The following is a 16,990-nucleotide window of genomic DNA, read 5'->3' on the forward strand; positions in this document are numbered from 1 at the left end:
AGTCGGACGGTCGCGGGCCAACGGCCATGGTGACGTTCTGCCCTGTTCTCGTCGATGTGGCATTGGTCATCGTTGTTCCATGCCGATCACCGAGATCATCTGTCCGCTCAGTGGTCATCCCAAGGCCGACCGTGCCTTGGGCCCGGCCGCCGAGCTCGCCTCGGCCATCGACGCCAAGCTCACCTTGTTCAGCGCGGTCGAAACCGACATCGATTTCGACCCCCAGACCGCCTACCTCGAGGCGCGCGCAGACGAACTCGAAAGCAAGTTCCGTGGCCTGGTGGTGCGCCAGCGCATCGTCGTCGAACCCCACGCCCCCGAGGCGATCGCTGCCCAGTCGGACGAACACAACCTCATCGTCATGGCCACCTCGACATCGCCGCTGCTGCACGATGGCTATGTCGGATCGGCAGCAGAGCACGTGGTCAGAGGCAGTCATCGCCCCACGATGCTGGTGGGCCCGCATGCCGATCTGGCCATAGCCGACCTTCGGGGGGTTCTGGTACCCATCGATGGCTCGGCGTTGTCCGAGGCGGCGCTTCCGGTCGGTCAATGGTGGGCAGACCAGCTGGCGTTGCCGCTCGAGGTAACCAGCGTCATCTCCCAGCACGACATCGATGCGGCGACCGAGGCCCTCGGTCCCCAGGCGGTGGGGCGCGAATCGATGTACGTCAAGCGGCGGGCCGAGGCCCATGGCGCGACCTGGGAGGTTCTGCACGGCGACCACCCGGCCGATGCAATCCTGGACGAAGCCAGAACATCGTCGCTGATAGTGATGTCGACTCACGGACGCTCTGGTCTGCGGCGGCTGGTGATGGGAAGTGTGGCGGTGTCGATCGTTCGCGACGCCCGGACACCGGTGGTGGTGGTCAACCCGCCCCCGTCATGAACGGGCTGACCATCGCTCGAATCCATGGCATCGCCGTTCGCGTCAACTGGGGCGTCATGTTCATCGCCCTGGGCATCGCGTGGACCCTGGCCGAAGACATCCTTCCGGGCTCGGCGTCGGGCCATGACACCGCCGCCTACCGGCTGTGGGCGCTTCTGGTGACGATTCTGTTCTTTGCCGGGCTGGTGGCGCACGAGTTCGGCCATTCCCTGGTCGCCCAGCGCGAAGGCGTCGAGGTATCCAGCATCACCCTGTGGATCTTCGGCGGCGTGGCGTCGCTCGACTCGCCGGTGCCGTCGGCCTCGAGCGCCTTTCGAATTGCCATCGCGGGCCCGGCCGTCAGCTTCGGTCTTGGTGCCGGGTTCGTGGCAGCCGGCTCGGCGATCGACGGTGTCGCCCGGGCCGCGCTGTTGTGGCTGGGCTTCATCAACATCGCGTTGGCCGTGTTCAACCTGGTGCCGGCATTCCCGCTCGACGGTGGCCGGGTCTATCAGGCCTACATGTGGCACCGCACCGGAAGCGAGGTCGCTGCCACCGTTGCAGCAGCGAAGCTGGGCAGAGCACTGGCCTTCGCTCTGGTGGCCGCAGGCTTGGCCGAGATGATCTTCCTGGGTGCCATTGGTGGCCTGTGGCTGGTGGTGCTCGGGTGGTTCATCAGCGAGGCGGCCGCAAGCGAGGTCGAGTACGTCCGCCACGGTCGACCCCTGGCCGACGTCGCGGTGTCGCGGTTGATGACCCCGGCGCCTGCAACCGTCAGATCGAGTTGGTCGCTCGAACAGCTGGCGGACGCTCTGTTGAGCGGCCCTCGTCACGCCGCATACCCCGTCGTCGACGACAATGGCTTGCTGGTCGGCACGGTCGAGGCCTCCGAGCTGCACCGCGTTCCTCGATCTGAATGGCCGACTACCGCGCTGGCGTCCGTGGCGAAGCCTCCAGAACAGTCGATCGTCGTGTCGCCCGACACGTCGGTACTCGACTTGCTTCGCGACTTCGAGCGCCACCGCGGCCACAGAGCCGTGGTGGTCTCTGACCTGCGACCGGTGGGGATGGTCGCTCCGAGCGACGTGGTGCGCTTTGTTGCGGTGATGGATGCCAGCGAATCGAGCCGATAGACGCGCGAGACGAATGGCGACAATTCGTCTCACATCGTGTAGATACTGGGTTGAGCATCCGTCGTATCGCCACAGGAGCAACGAAGCGCATGACCCACACCGACCTCGACTGGGCCACCGACTACGACATCTTCGATGCGACCTACATCGAGAACCCGTTCCCAATCTGGGACGAACTGCGCGAGCGGTGCCCCGTATCGCACACCGATCGCTACCAGGGTTCGTGGCTGCCCACGACCTACGAAGACGTCACGGCGATCGCCCGCGACGTCGAACACTTCAGCTCGCGCAGTGTGTCGGTGTTCCCGCCGCCCGACGGCGAACAGGATGGTGAGGCTCCGCTGTTGGCCGCCGGTGTTCCCCCGATCTCGGCCGACCCGCCCGTGCATACCTGGTCGAGGCGCCTGCTGCTGCCGTGGTTCTCGCCCAAGCGGGTCGGCGACTACGAGATCACCACCCGTGCCCTGTGCCGCAAGCTGGTCGACGGGTTCGTCCACAACGGTCGCGCCGACGCCGCCGCCGACTACGCCCAGCAGATCCCCGTGCGAATCATCGGCCAGGTGCTCGGTGTTCCCGAGGAGCGGTCCGACGTGTTCGTCGGCTGGGTTCGAGACATCCTCGAGTTCGCCAACGACGAAGAGCGCCGCAAGCGTGGCGTCATAGAACTGGTCACATACTTCAACGAGTTGATCGAACAACGTCGCGATGGCGATGGCGACGACCTCATCAGCGAGCTGCTGCGCGCCGAGGTCGATGGTGAGAAGGTGTCAGACCCCCACATCCTGGGCACAGCGGCGCTGACCCTCATCGCCGGAGTGGACACGACATGGTCTGCCATCGGATCGGCGCTTTGGCATCTGGCCACCCACGACGACGATCGCCGCAGGCTGGTGGCCGAGCCCGAGTTGATGGACACCGCAGTCGAAGAGCTGCTGCGCGCCTACTCACCGGTGACGATGGCGCGCATCGTCACCGAAGACCACGAGTACAAGGGCTGCCCGATGCACAAGGGCGACCGCGTGCTGCTGAACTTCCCGGCCGCCAACCGCGACCCCAACCAGTTTCCCGACGCAGACCAGGTGGTCATCGACCGCGAGGTCAACCGCCACGTCGCCTTCGGTGCGGGCATCCATCGCTGTGCGGGCTCGAACCTGGCCCGCATGGAGCTGAGGGTCGCCATCGAGGAGTGGCTCGCCCGCATCCCAGAGTTCGTCCTGGATCCCGAGGGCGAGGTCACCTGGGCAGGTGGGCAGGTCAGGGGACCGCGCAACGTGCCGGTCATCTTCGACTGACGATCGCCGGCGACGCACAGGTGGCCGAGCCACTGAAGGACAGCTTCGGCGTCGACGTAATCGATGCAATCGCCGCCCAGGTCCAACTGGTACACCCGTCGTTCGACCGTGCCCGATTCATCGCCTACTGCACCGATGGCTACGCCGACCTCGAGCTGACGCCCAGAGCCAGACGCATTGCCGAAGGCCTGGCGCAGAACCTCCCACAGGACCGATCCGCAGCGATCGCGATATTGCACAAGGCGGTCGAGGCCTGGCCCGCAGCCGATGGGTCGCCGATGGGGCCGTTCGTGCACCTGCCGGCGGTGTTCTTCGTCGCCGAACACGGACTGGACCATTTCGAGCAATCGATGGAGTTGCAGCGCGAGCTGACGAAGCGCTTCACAGCCGAGTTCAGCATCAGAGCGTTCATCGAAGCCCATCCCGAGCAAACGATGAGGCGGCTCGCTCAATGGGCCACCGACCCCGACGAGCACGTGCGGCGTCTCGTGTCGGAGGGAACCCGGCCCCGGTTGCCCTGGGCGCGGCGGCTGCCCGTGTTTCAGGCCGATCCATCCCCGGTGTTGGATCTGCTCGAAGTGCTGAAGGACGATCCGTCCGAGTACGTCAGGCGCTCTGTGGCCAACAACCTCAACGACATCGCCAAAGACAACCCCGACCTAGTCGTGGAGGTTGCCAGGCGTTGGCTGGTGGATGCGTCGCCAGAACGTCGCCGCATGGTCAGACACGGGCTCCGTTCGTTGATCAAGGCCGGACATGCCGGAGCCCTCGAGGCCATGGGGTTCGGACACCGGTCGGGGTTGTCGCCCGTTCGAACGTCGATCGAGCCGTCGGTCGCCGCGATAGGCACCAAGGTGGTGGTCGCGGTCGACCTCCACAACCCTGGCACCGAGCCTGAAAGCGCGTTGGTCGACATCAGGATCCACTTCGTCAAGGCCGATGGTTCGACCTCTGCGAAGGTCTTCAAGGGCGCCGAGCTAGAGGTCGAGCCCGACGCTGTGCGCAGTGTTCGCAAGACGATCTCGGTGGCCCAGCAATCGACGCGTCGCCACTACAGCGGATGGCACGCAGTCGAACTGCTGGTCAACGGCAGGGCAATCGACTTGGGCGGTTTCGAGCTCGTCTAGCCTCGTCGGTGTGATCAAGCCAGCCCCCCAACGCCTTCGCTCGCTGTTGTTCGCTCCGGCTGTCAGGCCCGACTTCATGGCCAAGCTGCCCGACAGGGGCGCCGACGCAGTGGTTCTCGACTGTGAAGACGCCACCCCACCAAACGCCAAGGACGAGGGGCGCTCGAACGCCAGACAGATCGCACCCGACCTGATCCAGCGCGGGTGCGCGGTGACCATACGGGTCAATGGGCCCACCAGCGAATGGTTCGAGGCCGACATCTCCCAAGGTCTGTTGCCTGAGCTTGCGGCGGTCGTGATACCCAAGGTCGAGACGGTCGCTGGGCTGGACCACATCTCGGCTCTGCTGGACCGCGCCGGCCTGCCCGAGCTGGGTGTCGTGGCGGGAATCGAAACGGCCCTCGGCGTCGCCGACGCCCGACCGCTGCTGGCTCACCCCCGGGTTGTCGCGGCATATTTCGGGGCCGAAGACTTCATCGCCGACATGGGCGGCGTCAGGACCGAGTCGAACGAAGAGGTCTTGTTCGCTCGTTCGAAGGTGGCGCTGGCAGGCCGTCTTGCAGGGGTTGCAACCCTGGATCAGGTGGTCACCAACTTCAGAGACGACGAGCGATTCGCTCGCGAGTCGGCCCAAGCCCGGGCTCTGGGTTACGTCGGCAAGCTGTGCATCCACCCGAACCAGGTCGCGATAGCCAACGATGCCTTCATCCCCTCGCCCGACGAAGTAGACCGCGCCCGCCGCCTGTTGGCCGCTTACGAAGAGGCCGTCGAGCGAGGTGTGTCGGCAATCGATTTCGAGGGCCAGATGGTGGATGAGCCGCTGGCCGCTCAGGCCAGGCGCATCGTCAGCTTGGGCGCTTGAGCATCAGGGCGTCACGAACCGCTCGACACACCAGGGTGTCGTCTTGCTTGTAGGCGCGGTGCTCGAAGGTCACGACGCCCTGGGTGGGCCGACTCTTTGACTCGCGAGCCTCGGCGACCAGGGTCTCGACCCTCAGTGTGTCGCCGTGGAACATCGGAGCCGGAAAAGTGATCTCTCGGAACCCGAGGTTGGCCACGGTGGTTCCGAGAGTGGTCTCGTGAACGCTGATGCCGATGACCGTTGCAATGGTCAACATCGAGTTGACCAACGGTTTGCCGAACTCGGTCTCCTTCTCTGCGTAATCGAAGTCGAGGTGCAGCCATGCCGGATTCATGGTGATCGAGGTGAACAAGACGTTGTCGGCCTCGGTCAGGGTGCGCCTGATGGCGTGCTGGATCACCAGGCCAGGAGTCAGTTCCTCGAACCATTTGCCGCTGACGGGTCGTTCCATGCGGGCACCCTAGCTGGCGGCGTCCCAGGTGTCGGTGGTTACGCCGGCCTCACGCAGTTCGACCTTGCGCACCTTCTCGGTGGGGGTTTTCGGCAGTGAATCGGCGACCCGTATGAAGCGGGGCACCATGAACCGCGGCATGGTCTCGCCGAGCCTGGCGTGCAGTTCTGCGGGGTCGACCGACTGACCGGGTTTTGGAACGACTACTACCAGCACCTCGTCTTCGCCCCATTCGGACGGCACCGCAACCGCGGCCGACTCGAGGACCGCAGGGTGATCGTTGACCTGGGCCTCGACCTCCATCGAAGAGATGTTCTCGCCACGCCGACGGATGGCGTCCTTCTTGCGGTCGACGAAGTGGAACCAGCCGTGCTCGTCGCGGTAGAAGCCGTCGCCGGTGTGGAACCACCCGTTGCGCCAGGCCTCCACCGTCTTGTCTGGCATCCCGAAGTAGCCGGCGTTCAGCACCCATGGCTCGTCCGATCGCACGATCAGCTCGCCCAGTTCGCCGGGGGCCACCTCGCGGTCGAACTCGTCGACCACCCGGCATTCGTAACCTTCACGCGTGCGCCCACACGCCGTGTAGGGCATCTGGTCTACCTCGTCATAGTGGGCGACGATCGGGCTCGATATCTCGGTCATGTTGAACACGGTGTGCACCCGCAGGTCGAACCGCTGCTTGAAATCGGCGATCTCGGGAATCAGCGGCACCATCAAGACCTCGCGCAGCGGGTTCGAAGCGTCGTCGGCTGCTGGTGGCTGCCTGTAGATGAAGTTGGCCATGGCCCCCAGCAGCAGGGTCGATGTGCAGCCAAATCGCGACACGTCAGACCAGAACTCGTCGGTCTTGAAGTATTCGCGGAACACTCCCTTCATGCCGGTGAACGCGAAGGCGTACACGAACATCTTTCCCGACACGTGATACATCGGGAATGGGCAGTAGAAGCAGTCGTCTTCGGTCCACTGCTCGCCGAGCGCCATGGTGGTGGCGTGCAACTGGGCATGGCTGTACAGCACACCCTTGGATGGCCCGGTGGTACCCGAGGTGTAGAAGATCTCGCTGACGTCCCACGGCTGGGGGCCGGCGAAATCGTCTGCGGGCTGGTCCAGGTCCGCGAAGAACTCGTCTGGGCCCAGCATCTGATACGGCAGGTTGGGCAGAGGAGCGCTGGCGTCGGGCACCACAACGACCTCGAGATGGCCGACCGGACCGTCCAAGGCCGCCAGCCGGTCGAGATATCGCTCGGAGATCACGCCGACCCGAGCCCGAGAATTCTCGATCGTATAGTCCAGCATCTTGCCCTGGTAGGCCGTGTTGACCGGAACCTCCCAGGCCACCAGCCAGGTGCAACCGACCCAGCAGTTCACCGCGTCGAAACCGACGGGCAGCATCGAGATGACGGTGTCTTCTCGCCCCACTTGCAGGCGCTGTAGAGCATGCGCCCACCGAAGCGCCTGCCGGTGAGCTTCGCCGTAGGTCAGGGAGGTATCGGTCTCGACCTGATGGATGAACACCTTGTCAGGGTCGACTTGGGCCCGCTGCTTGACCAGCAGCGGCAAGGTCTGAGACGCATCGATCATGACTTCCCCCTGTCTCGTGCGACGTCGACGACGAACATAGTCCTGGCCCCGGAATTGCTGTTATCCAAACCTCACTGAAGCTCGCGAAAGTGCCGATAGGAACCACGTGTTGCGTGTGGAATGGACCAGGGAATCGATCACTGCCTTGACGCGCAACGCCAAGGTCAGCGCCCGCGACTCGATGGGCGAGTACGTGCCCCTTCCCGGCTGGTTGGTAGACCCCTCGGTCGAGGAGATGACCTTCGGGCTGGTCGAATTCGTCGAATCGGTTCACCCCGACGACAGGTCAGCGGTCGTGGAGTTGTACGGAAGTGCACTCGCCTCCCCTGGCGAAGTGATCAGCGAGCACGTTCGCTTCGGTCCGGTGGGCGAGCGAGAACACATCGACCTCAAGCTCGTCAATCTCTGCGACCACCCCGATGTCGGCGCGATGTTGGCCATTGCCGAACCGACCGGTCTGATCGAGAACGATCTACTCGACGCGGGGCCCGGAGGTGGCCATCGCCCAACGGGATGGATGCTGCTCGACGTCGATCTGGAGGGCGTCATCAAGCGGGTCGAAGGCGACAGCATGTCGATGCTGGGATACGAGCCTCACGAGATGGTCGGACGTCTTCCGGCCGAGTTCTACCTGGCCGAGGACGTGCTCGCGAGCATCCGGGTTCGACAGGCATTGGCCGCAGACCCCAACGCGACCATCACCAGCAGGCGCAAGTGGATCAGGCGCGACGGATCGACGGTATGGATCGAGAACTCCTACGCCAGAAGGCCGAACCCCCTGCCGGGTCAGGGCGACGTGCTGGTGGTGATGTGGGACATCACCGACAAGATCGCCGACGAGGAAGCCCTGCGCACGAGCCAGGCCAATCTTCGGTTGATGGCCGAGAACTTCCAGGCCCTGGCAGACGAGGTTCCGGCCGCGGTATTCCAGTGCGGAGTCGACGGTGCCGTGGGTTTCCACAACGCCAGGTGGAGCCGGCTGGCCGAGGAGCACGACCGGGTCGAGCGGGTCAGGGATCTGGCTTGTGAGTCCGCTAGGCCCACCATCGATTCGCTCTTCGCCCGCATGGCCGCCAGTGGCCACCGAGACTCGCAGTCGGTCGAGTTCACCGGCGCCGACGGCGATACGCATTGGCGGCTGAACCTGCGTACCGTCGCCCAGGCGAGCGACGGCGAGGTGAGCTTCGTCGGCTCGTTGGAAGACGTCACCTCGACGGTTCGCCTCAGGGACCGCGCCAGGCAAGATCCGCTCACCAAGCTGATGAACCGCACCGCCGTCGAAGCATTCCTGAGCGATGCCCTGACCACGTCGCTGGGCGATCTGTTGGTGGTGTTCCTGGATCTCGACCGGTTCAAGACCGTCAACGACACGTGGGGTCACGACGTCGGCGACTTGGTGCTGGTCGAGGTCGCTCGTCGGCTGACCGCTCACACCCGACCCTCTGACGCCGTAGGGCGGTGGGGTGGCGACGAGTTCGTGGTCGTGCTGCGCCACGGTGTGCTCGAACACGGCCAATCTCTGGTCGAGCGAATCCGCGGCGCTCTGGACGACCCGGTCGAATTCGAGGGAGGGTCGTGGCGGCCCAAGGCGTCGATCGGATTCGTCAACCCGTCGCCGGAAGATTCGGTCGACAGCTCGATCCGACGCGCCGACCAGGCAATGTTCGCCGAGAAGCGTCGCCGCTGACCCACTTGGTTCGCGCCAGCAGACCGGTACTACGTTCGATGGGCGTGGCAGCCTACGAACAGATCCTCACCTCGGTCGACGACGGTGTTCTTACCATCACGATGAACCGGCCCGAGCGCCTCAATGCCTGGACCCATCAGATGGGAGCCGAGATGGCCGACGCCATCCGCTCGGCAAACGACGACCCCGACATCGAGGGCATCCTGTTGACCGGCGCCGGTCGTGGGTTTTGCGCCGGCGCTGATGTCGAGGCGGTGTTCAAAGCCCAAACCGACGGTGCGGTCGAGTCGCGCCCGACCATGGGCAACTGGGTCGAGCTGATCCGGGAATCGAAGCCCGTGGTCGCGGCCATCAACGGGCCTGCCATCGGTGTGGGGCTCACCCAAGCTCTGCCGTGCGACATGCTGATTGCGTCCGACGACGCCAAGTTGTCGGCTCGCTTCATCAAGATGGGGGTGGTGCCCGAGCTTGCGAGCTCCAAGTTCCTGACCCTTCGCTGCGGGTTCGGTAAGGCCACAGAACTCGCCCTGACCGGCAAGACGATCCTGGGCCCCGAGGCTGCGACGATCGGATTGGTGGACCGGTCGGTGCCCGCCGACCAGCTCATGGACACCGCGCTGGAATGTCTGCGATCGATGACGGAGAACTCGATCGAGGCGGTGCGAACCGTCAAGCGTCTGCTGACGCTGAACGCGACCGAACCAGACCTGTCCGTGGTGATGCGACGCGAATCACAAGCCCTCGAACAGGCTTACCAATCGGTCGAGCACAAGGAAGCCATCGCGGCGTTTCTCGAGAAGCGAGCCCCAGATTTTCGGGCCGCAAGGCGCGCTGCCGAGGGTCGCTGAGAACAGCCCAGCTACTGCGGCAGGCTGGTGCCGCAGTGAGCGAAAGACGACACAGGGTTGCGATCGTTGGGCGCCTCGCGCTCTCGCAACCCCTCGGGGAGATCGGCTGGATCGCCTCGCCGCCCGATGACGAACCCGGCCAGGATCTCCGTGGTGTCACGGTCGGCGCCTGTGAGTTCGTACGCAGCGTCGAGCACGATGCCGCCCACGAGATGCATGTGCAGCCCCAGCCGGTTGGCCTGCAGCGCCATTGACATCGTTGCGGCCCCGGTGTCGAAATCGCGGGTGCGCCCCATGAAGCCCTCGAGCTCGGTCTTGGCCAGCACCAGGCCGACAACCGGGGCCTTGGAGACCCACGCCAGGCTGTAGTCCATGAACACCGACAGCATCGCCTGGCGATCCTCGGGCGTGGTGGCGTAGAGGTATATCCAGGGCTGGTTGTTCATCCACGATGGCGCCCAACGAGCCGCTTCGAAAACTGCGGCCAGCTCGGCGTCGGTCACCGGCTCGTCGGTGAACGCACGCGGCGACCACCGTTCGACGAAAATCGAATCGACCAGGTCTGATTCCGCAACGCGCGCCATGGGCGAGATGGTAGTGCTGCCGTTCGGAGCACCAGGCGAATGTCACACCCCGAATCGTGGAGCCCGGCGGCTCGCCGGGCGTACGGTGGAAGTAGCCGAAAAGAAGGCCCGAGATCATGGATGCAAGCCCGCTCAGCCGTTTGATGAACCCCCGCTCGATCGCGGTCTTCGGGGCCTCCGAATCGGGGCAGAGCGTGGGGGCCCAGGTGTTCGGCAACCTCATCGCCGACGACTTCGACGGACCAATAGTCCCGATAAACCCCAAGCACGATCAGCTGGCGGGCCGGGCCTGCTATGCCTCCATCCACGAGGTGCCAGAAGAGATCGACCTGGCCGTGATCGCAACACCGGCGGCGACCGTTCCTGGCATCATCCGCGATCTCGGCGAGGTCGGGATACACAACGCAATCGTGCTGTCGGCCGGCTTCGGAGAGGGCGATGGCAGCGGAGCGCGACTCGAGCGCGACCTGCTGTCGGCAGCCAGACACGCTGGTGTCAGGTTCATGGGGCCCAACTGTGTAGGGCTGGTGCGTCCGGGCCACAACATGAACGCCACCTTCCTGAAGGGAGGCACACCGCGTGGCCGCCTGGCCCTGGTATCGCAGTCGGGAGCGCTGTGTTCGGCGATCTCGGACTGGGCCGGACCACACCACCTCGGATTCTCGGCGCTCGTCAGCCTGGGCAACTCGACCGACATCGACTTCGGCGACGTCATGCAGTTCCTGGCGATCGACCCGCAGACCGACGCGATCCTGCTCTATGTCGAGGGCGTCAAGCACGCCCCCGACTTCATCTCGGCCCTGCGCGCCACAGCCAGGCTCAAGCCGGTGATCGTGCTGAAGTCAGGACGCCACATCGCCAGCTCCAAGGCCGCCCACACCCACACCGGCGCCCTGATCGGCTCAGACGCTGTGTTCGACGCCGCGCTCGAGCGTGCCGGCGCGGTTCGGGCCCAGACGTTCGGCCAGCTGTTCGCTGCGGCCGAGATCCTGTCGTCGCCTGCCAGGGCCCACGGCAACCGGCTGACGATCATCACCAATGGCGGAGGTGCCGGTGTGCTGGCCGCGGACCGTGCCGGCGACATGGGCCTGCATCTGACCGACCTCACCGACGACACCATCGCCAACCTCGACGGGTTCTTGCCGCCCTACTGGAGCAAGGGCAACCCGGTCGACATCTTGGGCGACGCCGGCCCAGACGAATACGGCGCAGCGGTGCGCGCCTGCTATGGCGACAAGAACACCGACGGCGTGTTGGTCATGTTGACCCCTCAGGCGATGACAGACCCGACAGCGGCCGCACAGGCGGTCATCGATGCACTGCCCCAGCGCCCGGCCAAACCCGTGCTGGCGTGTTGGATGGGCGAGGCCGCGGTCGCCGAGGGTCGAAAGCTGTTCTCCAAGAGTGGCGTAGCCGATTTCATCACCCCCGAACGAGCGGTCGAGGCGTTCTCGTACCTGGCGCAACACCACCGAAACCGACGACTGGCGCTGGAGACACCCGGACCCCTCTCCGACAAGCACGCACCCGACCTCGAAGGTGCACGGATGATCGTCGAGTCTGCTCTGGTCGACGATCGCGAGATGTTGTCCGACGTCGAGTCGAAGGCTCTGTTGCGGGCCTTTCGTATCCCCATCAACGTCACCATGGAGGCCGGCACTGCCACCGAGGCTTTGATCGCGGCCGAGACCGTCGGGTTTCCGGTGGCCATGAAGATCAACTCACCCGACATCACCCACAAGTCCGACGTTGGCGGCGTACGCATCAACATCGGCGATGCCGCCGAGGTCAAGCGGGCGTTTCGCGACATCGTCGACTCGGTGGCCCAGCAGCGCCCCGACGCACGCATCAAGGGGGTCACGGTCGAGCAGATGGCCCAGGTCAACGCGGCACGCGAGCTGGTCGTGGGTGCCAGCCGAGACCAGGTGTTCGGCCCCACGATCCTGTTTGGGGCGGGCGGCACGATGGTCGAGGTTCTGGAGGACAGCGCCGTAGCCCTGCCCCCGCTGAACAGCGTGCTGACCGACCGCCTGATCAACCGAACCAAGGTGTCGAGGCTGCTGGACGCGTTCAGGGACCGTCCTGCAGTCGACCGCAGCGCGGTCATAGACGTTCTGATGAGCGTGTCAGACCTGGTCTGTGAGATGCCAGAGATCGTCGAGCTGGACATCAACCCCCTGTTCGCAGGGCCGGACGGAGTGGTCGCCGTCGATGCCCGTATCCGTATAGCCCGCCCACCGGCACGCGAGGGTCACTACGACCACGTCGCCATCCACCCTTATCCCAGGCACCTCGTTATCGAGGACCATCTGTCGGATGGCAGCGTGCTGACGATTCGCCCGATCAGGCCAGAAGACGCCGACAGCGAGGCCACGTTCGTGCGCGAGCTGTCGGACGAGGCCAGGATGTTCCGGTTCATGGGCGCTCTCAACGAGCTGAGCCCCGAGATGCTGGTGCAGTTCACGCAGATCGATTACCGGCGAGAGATGGCAATGGTGGCCATGGTCGAAATCGACGGCCGCCAGGAACAGGCCGGCGTGGCCCGCTATGTGATCAACCCCGACGGTCGCAGCTGTGAGTTCGCCATCGTCGTCGGCGACAAGGTGCAGCGACAAGGCATAGGCACCAGGTTGATGAAGGCACTGTTCGGGGCGGCGCGTGACCACGGGATGACCGTCATGGAGGGCTCGGTCATGCGCAACAACACACACATGTTGAGCCTGATGGAGAGCTTGGGCTTCACCCGCAGGCCCGACCCCGAAGACCACGACTTGGTGCTGGTCGAGCGCTGGTTGTAGGCCTCGGCAAGTTGGTCGTGCCTCGGCCGACAGGCACGACCATGACAATGCACGACGAGCTGCTGGAGACAGCGGTACCTGCCGGCTTCGATGCCGACGACGAATCCTCCAACGCAGCGTCGCGTCCAGACCCTGCGCCCATGAAACGCCGCTCGCTGGCCGCGCTGATCGATCTGGTGCCGCTGTCGATAGTCGCGTACACGTTGCGCGACGAAGGCGGCCAGGCGGGCATGTTGACGCTCAGCAACGGGCGCCTGCTTCTGGCAACTCTGATCTCGATGACTTACTACCTGGCATCTGAAGCCATCACCGGCACGACCCCGGGCAAGGGCCTGCTGGGCCTCAAGGTGGTGGGCGACGACGGCGCCAGGCCGGGGTTCAAGGCCGTTGTGTTGCGCACGTTCTTCCGTCTCGTCGATGGATTTCCGGTGCTGTACTTGGTCGGCTTCGTCGCCGCTGTGGCGGGCCCCCATCGCCAGCGCGTCGGCGACCGGGTGGCCAACACTCATGTGGTCTGGCGCACCCGAGAAGATTCGTGGGGCCTGCCTCAGACCGCTGCTCTGCTAGCGGTCGCAGTTGCGACTCTCGGCCTTGCAGCCGTGGCCCACAACGCCAGGGACGACTCCCTATTGGGCCGAATCGAACCGTTCAGCTACGACGTCGACCGTGCCCTGGCGTTTGCCGACGAGACGGTCGTGGCGGTCTTCCCCGAGCTGTCGGCCGATGCGTTGATGGACCGTTGGCCGACCGATCTGGTGTCGAGAGAGCTGACCGAGTCGTCGCTGGTCGGGCTCGAGTCGTATTCGGGGCGCCTTACGGGTGAGGCCACCCAGTTGGACCACCGGGAGTGGCACAACACGCCAATCACAGGTCTGCCCGGCACATACGACATCGCCGAGATACGCCACAAGGCGGAGTTCGAAAACGGTCCTGGCGAAATCTGGCTTGCCGTCACCGAGGTGAACGGCGAGATGCGCCTGATCAGCTGGCGCATCCTCTTGGATGCCGACATAGTCGCCGACTGATCGGTTCCGGGCTCGGCTATGTCGGCCTGGTCAGCTGCAGGATCTCGTGCAACGGCCGATCGACGGGGTTGTCGGGAACCATGTCGCCGCGAGCCACGAGCTCGAAGCCGGCCGACAACAGCGCCCTCCACGACGCGACGTTGGACGAGTTGACCGGCACCACGAGGCGCTGAACGGCTGGCTTGGTGGCCCATACGGTCTGCGCGAATGCTGCGATCATCGCCCGACCGATGCCCATGCCCACCAGGTCGGCACGGCCGATGAAGTAGTCGATCGATGCATCGCCATCACCGACCGGGTACACCGAACGCATCTCGTCCACGTATTCGGGATAGTCCGAGAACATGCAGAACTGGATGACCCCGATGGGCTCACCCGTGTACTCGACGATGTAGTCCTCGGCCGGTTCCTGGCCATCGGCGGTGGGACCGAAGTTGTCTTCGACGGCAACGGGTGACGGGTCGTGATTCCACCACCGACGCACGTGCGCCTCGGACAGCCAGTCAGACAACTGTCCGAAGTCGGGTCGAGACAACCGCCGGAACTCGAATTGCATCGATGGCCTCTCAGACGCTCTCGGCTATGAAGAACGACTCAGAGCCAGAGGGGATGGTGTCGGTCACTTCAACTGCGGTGACGTCGGCATGCGTAGGTCCGCGCCGACACCACGCGACCAGCGCCTCGACGGCCGCATCCGGGCCCTCGAATTGGCCCTCGACCGTGCCGTCGAGGCGATTGCGAACCCAACCAGAGACGCCCAGTCGGGTCGCCTGTCGCATGCACGAGTCGCGGTACCAGACACCCTGAACCCGCCCTGTAACCACGACCCGTCGTGCTAAGTGCTCCACGTGACCAGTTTGCCGCGGTCAGCCTGCGGCGGCGGCGCGAACGAAGCCGTCCAGGATCAGGTCGAGGCCGAACTCGAAAGATCTGCCGAAGCTGTATCCGGGTTTGAGCGCAACGTTGACGGTGAATTCGGCCAGGTTCGGATACTCGCCAACCGGCATTGCCGCCATGATCTCGTCGGCCAGACCGGCGATCTCCTCGCCTCCGCTGAAGGGCAGGTTGGCTTCCTGCATCGTGAATCCGTAGAGGTAGCTGTCGATCACCGCGTAGGTGTGAGCCGCCAGTTCGAACGAAAGCCCGCCACGCAGAAGGCATCCGATCACCGCGTCGTGGTGTCGCAACAGCGCGGGCCCGGGCGTGGTCCGCGATTCCATCAATGGCGGAGCCCATGGATGGCGGTTCAGCACCTGGCGCGCAGACACGCACCGAACCCGGATGGCCTGATCCCACGCCAGGTCTTCGGGAGGCAGCTCTATCTGGGCGAAGACGAGGTCGACCATGCCGTCGACTATGTCGTCCTTCGACGGCACGTGGTGGTACAGCGTCATCGGCTTGGTTTCGAGGTGGTCTGCGAGTCGGCGAATCGTCAGGTCCTCGATGCCGATCTGGTCGGCCAGCTCTATTGCGCCGGCCAACACCCGCTCTCGGTTCAGGCGGGGCCTCTTGGTCTGTGCCAAAGGTGGGTTCTCCTTGGTGTCCTCGATCGTCCAATGGCGATTTCGGGTTGACAATCGTACTTAGTACCAATATCTTGACGATCAAGCAACCAGTACTTAGTACGAATCAGGGGATTCGAGATGGACAAGACAGCCCTTCAACCGAGCGAAAGCACCGACGGCAAGGACGCAGCGATGACCGCCGTGACCCAGCGGCGCTACGGATCGTCCGACGTCTTCAACATCGAGACCATCCCGATGCCCGAGATAGGCGACCAGCAGGTCCTCATAGAGGTCCACGCAGCGGGCGTCGACCGAGGGGTGTGGCACCTGATGACCGGGCTGCCCTACCTGGTTCGTCTGGCGGGCTACGGCCTGACCAAACCCAAGAACCCAGTGCCTGGCATGGATGTTTCGGGCCGTGTCGTCGCAACCGGTGACTCGGTGACCCGTGTCGCGGTCGGCGACGAGGTATTCGGAATCGCTTCGGGCGCCTACGCCCAGTACGTCGCCGCGGACGAAGCGAAGCTCAGCCACAAGCCCGAGAACGTCTCGTTCGAAAGCGCTGCCGTTGCAGCCATTTCGGGTATCACCGCTCTGCAGGCCCTGACCGAAGTCGCCGGCGTCGAGGCTGGCCAGTCGGTTCTGGTCATTGGAGCCTCCGGCGGCGTCGGAAGCTACGCAGTGCAGATCGCCAGGGCGCTGGGCGCCGACGTCACCGGAGTGGCCAGCGCCGCCAAGGCCGATGTCGTTCGCGACCTCGGCGCCGAGTTCATCGCCTACGACGGTGGCGAAGCCGGTTCGTCGTACCTCGATGGCAGCCGACGCTTCGACGTCATCGTCGACGCAGGCGGCCGAAACCCGACCCGCCGCCTGCGCAGGGCGCTGGCCCCGCGCGGAACCCTCGTGTTCGTCGGCGGAGAGGATGGCAACCGCTTCACCGGCGGTGTCGGCCGCCAGATGCGAGCTGCGGCAATGTCGCCCTTCATCAAGCAGCGGCTGGCCATGTTCATCAGCCAAGAGAGCCACCGCTGGATCGACCGTCTGGCCGATCTGATGTCGTCGGCTGCAGTGGTGCCTGTTCTCGACCGCACCTACGCACTCGACGAGACGCCCCGCGCCGTCGATGACCTGGCCAGCGGTCGCCTGAAGGGCAAGGCCGCCATCGTCGTGAGGCCCCGGGGCTAGGGCGACACCACCAGCTCGTACCCACCAGTTCGTAGCCACCAGGA

At 64.9% G+C, this 16,990-nt stretch carries 16 protein-coding genes; 10 read left to right on the forward strand and 6 right to left on the reverse strand.

Annotation, left to right across the window (positions count from 1 at the left end; translation table 11 throughout):
* Positions 1-79: 79 nt before the first annotated feature.
* From R2770_16400 to R2770_16420, 5 genes are all read left to right on the forward strand, one after another.
* Positions 80-889 (forward strand): universal stress protein, encoded by an 810-nt coding sequence (locus tag R2770_16400; GenBank protein ID MEZ5282041.1) that lies wholly within the window; start codon positions 80-82, stop codon positions 887-889.
* The gene (locus R2770_16405) at positions 886-2,001 is read left to right on the forward strand and encodes a site-2 protease family protein (protein MEZ5282042.1); all 1,116 of its coding nucleotides are present in this window, start codon (positions 886-888) and stop codon (positions 1,999-2,001) included. The genes R2770_16400 and R2770_16405 overlap by 4 nt, the downstream gene beginning before the upstream one ends.
* A gap of 89 nt (positions 2,002-2,090) precedes the next feature.
* The gene (locus tag R2770_16410; protein MEZ5282043.1) at positions 2,091-3,293 is read left to right on the forward strand and encodes a cytochrome P450; all 1,203 of its coding nucleotides are present in this window, start codon (positions 2,091-2,093) and stop codon (positions 3,291-3,293) included.
* A gap of 20 nt (positions 3,294-3,313) precedes the next feature.
* Positions 3,314-4,420 (forward strand): DNA alkylation repair protein, encoded by a 1,107-nt coding sequence (locus tag R2770_16415; GenBank protein MEZ5282044.1) that lies wholly within the window; start codon positions 3,314-3,316, stop codon positions 4,418-4,420.
* A 10-nt stretch (positions 4,421-4,430) separates the two neighbouring features.
* Positions 4,431-5,282, forward strand: coding sequence for a CoA ester lyase (locus R2770_16420; GenBank protein ID MEZ5282045.1), 852 nt, complete (start codon positions 4,431-4,433; stop codon positions 5,280-5,282).
* Here R2770_16420 and R2770_16425 read toward each other — a convergent pair.
* Positions 5,266-5,733 (reverse strand): MaoC family dehydratase, encoded by a 468-nt coding sequence (locus R2770_16425; protein MEZ5282046.1) that lies wholly within the window; start codon positions 5,731-5,733, stop codon positions 5,266-5,268. The two genes, R2770_16420 and R2770_16425, sit on opposite strands and share 17 nt — an antisense overlap.
* A gap of 9 nt (positions 5,734-5,742) precedes the next feature.
* Positions 5,743-7,314 (reverse strand): AMP-binding protein, encoded by a 1,572-nt coding sequence (locus tag R2770_16430; protein MEZ5282047.1) that lies wholly within the window; start codon positions 7,312-7,314, stop codon positions 5,743-5,745.
* 115 nt (positions 7,315-7,429) lie between these two features.
* Between R2770_16430 and R2770_16435 the strand changes: the two genes are divergently transcribed.
* On the forward strand, positions 7,430-9,001 hold the full coding sequence (locus R2770_16435; GenBank protein ID MEZ5282048.1) for a diguanylate cyclase: 1,572 nt from the start codon (positions 7,430-7,432) through the stop codon (positions 8,999-9,001).
* 44 nt (positions 9,002-9,045) lie between these two features.
* A complete protein-coding gene (locus R2770_16440; GenBank protein ID MEZ5282049.1) occupies positions 9,046-9,849 on the forward strand; it encodes an enoyl-CoA hydratase-related protein in 804 nt (267 codons plus the stop codon).
* Positions 9,850-9,860: 11 nt separating this feature from the next.
* On the opposite strand, the gene R2770_16445 is transcribed toward R2770_16440, so the two are convergent.
* Complete coding sequence (locus R2770_16445; protein MEZ5282050.1) at positions 9,861-10,433, reverse strand: nitroreductase family protein; 573 nt, start codon at positions 10,431-10,433, stop codon at positions 9,861-9,863.
* Positions 10,434-10,549: 116 nt separating this feature from the next.
* On the opposite strand from R2770_16445, the gene R2770_16450 reads away from it, so the two are divergent.
* Positions 10,550-13,231 carry a bifunctional acetate--CoA ligase family protein/GNAT family N-acetyltransferase gene (locus tag R2770_16450; GenBank protein MEZ5282051.1) on the forward strand — a complete coding sequence of 894 codons (2,682 nt, stop codon included), beginning with the start codon at positions 10,550-10,552 and terminating at the stop codon, positions 13,229-13,231.
* Between the two features lie 41 nt (positions 13,232-13,272).
* On the forward strand, positions 13,273-14,256 hold the full coding sequence (locus tag R2770_16455) for an RDD family protein (protein ID MEZ5282052.1): 984 nt from the start codon (positions 13,273-13,275) through the stop codon (positions 14,254-14,256).
* Between the two features lie 16 nt (positions 14,257-14,272).
* Here the strand turns inward: R2770_16455 and R2770_16460 are convergent, their stop codons facing one another.
* The 3 genes from R2770_16460 to R2770_16470 are packed head-to-tail and all read right to left on the reverse strand — an operon-like array spanning position 14,273 to position 15,833.
* Entirely contained in the window at positions 14,273-14,812 is a 540-nt protein-coding gene (locus R2770_16460) for a GNAT family N-acetyltransferase (GenBank protein ID MEZ5282053.1), read from the reverse strand.
* Between the two features lie 10 nt (positions 14,813-14,822).
* Positions 14,823-15,104 carry an acylphosphatase gene (locus R2770_16465; protein ID MEZ5282054.1) on the reverse strand — a complete coding sequence of 94 codons (282 nt, stop codon included), beginning with the start codon at positions 15,102-15,104 and terminating at the stop codon, positions 14,823-14,825.
* Positions 15,105-15,122: 18 nt separating this feature from the next.
* A complete protein-coding gene (locus R2770_16470) occupies positions 15,123-15,833 on the reverse strand; it encodes a TetR/AcrR family transcriptional regulator C-terminal domain-containing protein (protein MEZ5282055.1) in 711 nt (236 codons plus the stop codon).
* A gap of 66 nt (positions 15,834-15,899) precedes the next feature.
* Here R2770_16470 and R2770_16475 point away from each other — a divergent pair, with 66 nt between their 5' ends.
* Positions 15,900-16,946 (forward strand): NAD(P)-dependent alcohol dehydrogenase, encoded by a 1,047-nt coding sequence (locus R2770_16475; protein ID MEZ5282056.1) that lies wholly within the window; start codon positions 15,900-15,902, stop codon positions 16,944-16,946.
* Positions 16,947-16,990 lie beyond the last annotated feature (44 nt).

This window comes from Acidimicrobiales bacterium, assembly GCA_041394185.1.
GTDB lineage: Bacteria > Actinomycetota > Acidimicrobiia > Acidimicrobiales > Poriferisodalaceae > JAAETH01.

What these genes read in the sequence shown, in the direction of transcription:
- R2770_16475 (MEZ5282056.1), top strand. Translation starts at nt 15,900, where the DNA reads ATGGACAAGACAGCCCTTCAACCGAGCGAAAGCACCGACGGCAAGGAC.
- R2770_16410 (MEZ5282043.1), top strand. Translation starts at nt 2,091, where the DNA reads ATGACCCACACCGACCTCGACTGGGCCACCGACTACGACATCTTCGAT.
- R2770_16455 (MEZ5282052.1), top strand. Translation starts at nt 13,273, where the DNA reads ATGACAATGCACGACGAGCTGCTGGAGACAGCGGTACCTGCCGGCTTC.
- R2770_16460 (MEZ5282053.1), bottom strand. Translation starts at nt 14,812, where the DNA reads ATGCAATTCGAGTTCCGGCGGTTGTCTCGACCCGACTTCGGACAGTTG.
- R2770_16430 (MEZ5282047.1), bottom strand. Translation starts at nt 7,314, where the DNA reads ATGATCGATGCGTCTCAGACCTTGCCGCTGCTGGTCAAGCAGCGGGCC.
- R2770_16400 (MEZ5282041.1), top strand. Translation starts at nt 80, where the DNA reads ATGCCGATCACCGAGATCATCTGTCCGCTCAGTGGTCATCCCAAGGCC.
- R2770_16405 (MEZ5282042.1), top strand. Translation starts at nt 886, where the DNA reads ATGAACGGGCTGACCATCGCTCGAATCCATGGCATCGCCGTTCGCGTC.
- R2770_16425 (MEZ5282046.1), bottom strand. Translation starts at nt 5,733, where the DNA reads ATGGAACGACCCGTCAGCGGCAAATGGTTCGAGGAACTGACTCCTGGC.
- R2770_16450 (MEZ5282051.1), top strand. Translation starts at nt 10,550, where the DNA reads ATGGATGCAAGCCCGCTCAGCCGTTTGATGAACCCCCGCTCGATCGCG.
- R2770_16445 (MEZ5282050.1), bottom strand. Translation starts at nt 10,433, where the DNA reads ATGGCGCGCGTTGCGGAATCAGACCTGGTCGATTCGATTTTCGTCGAA.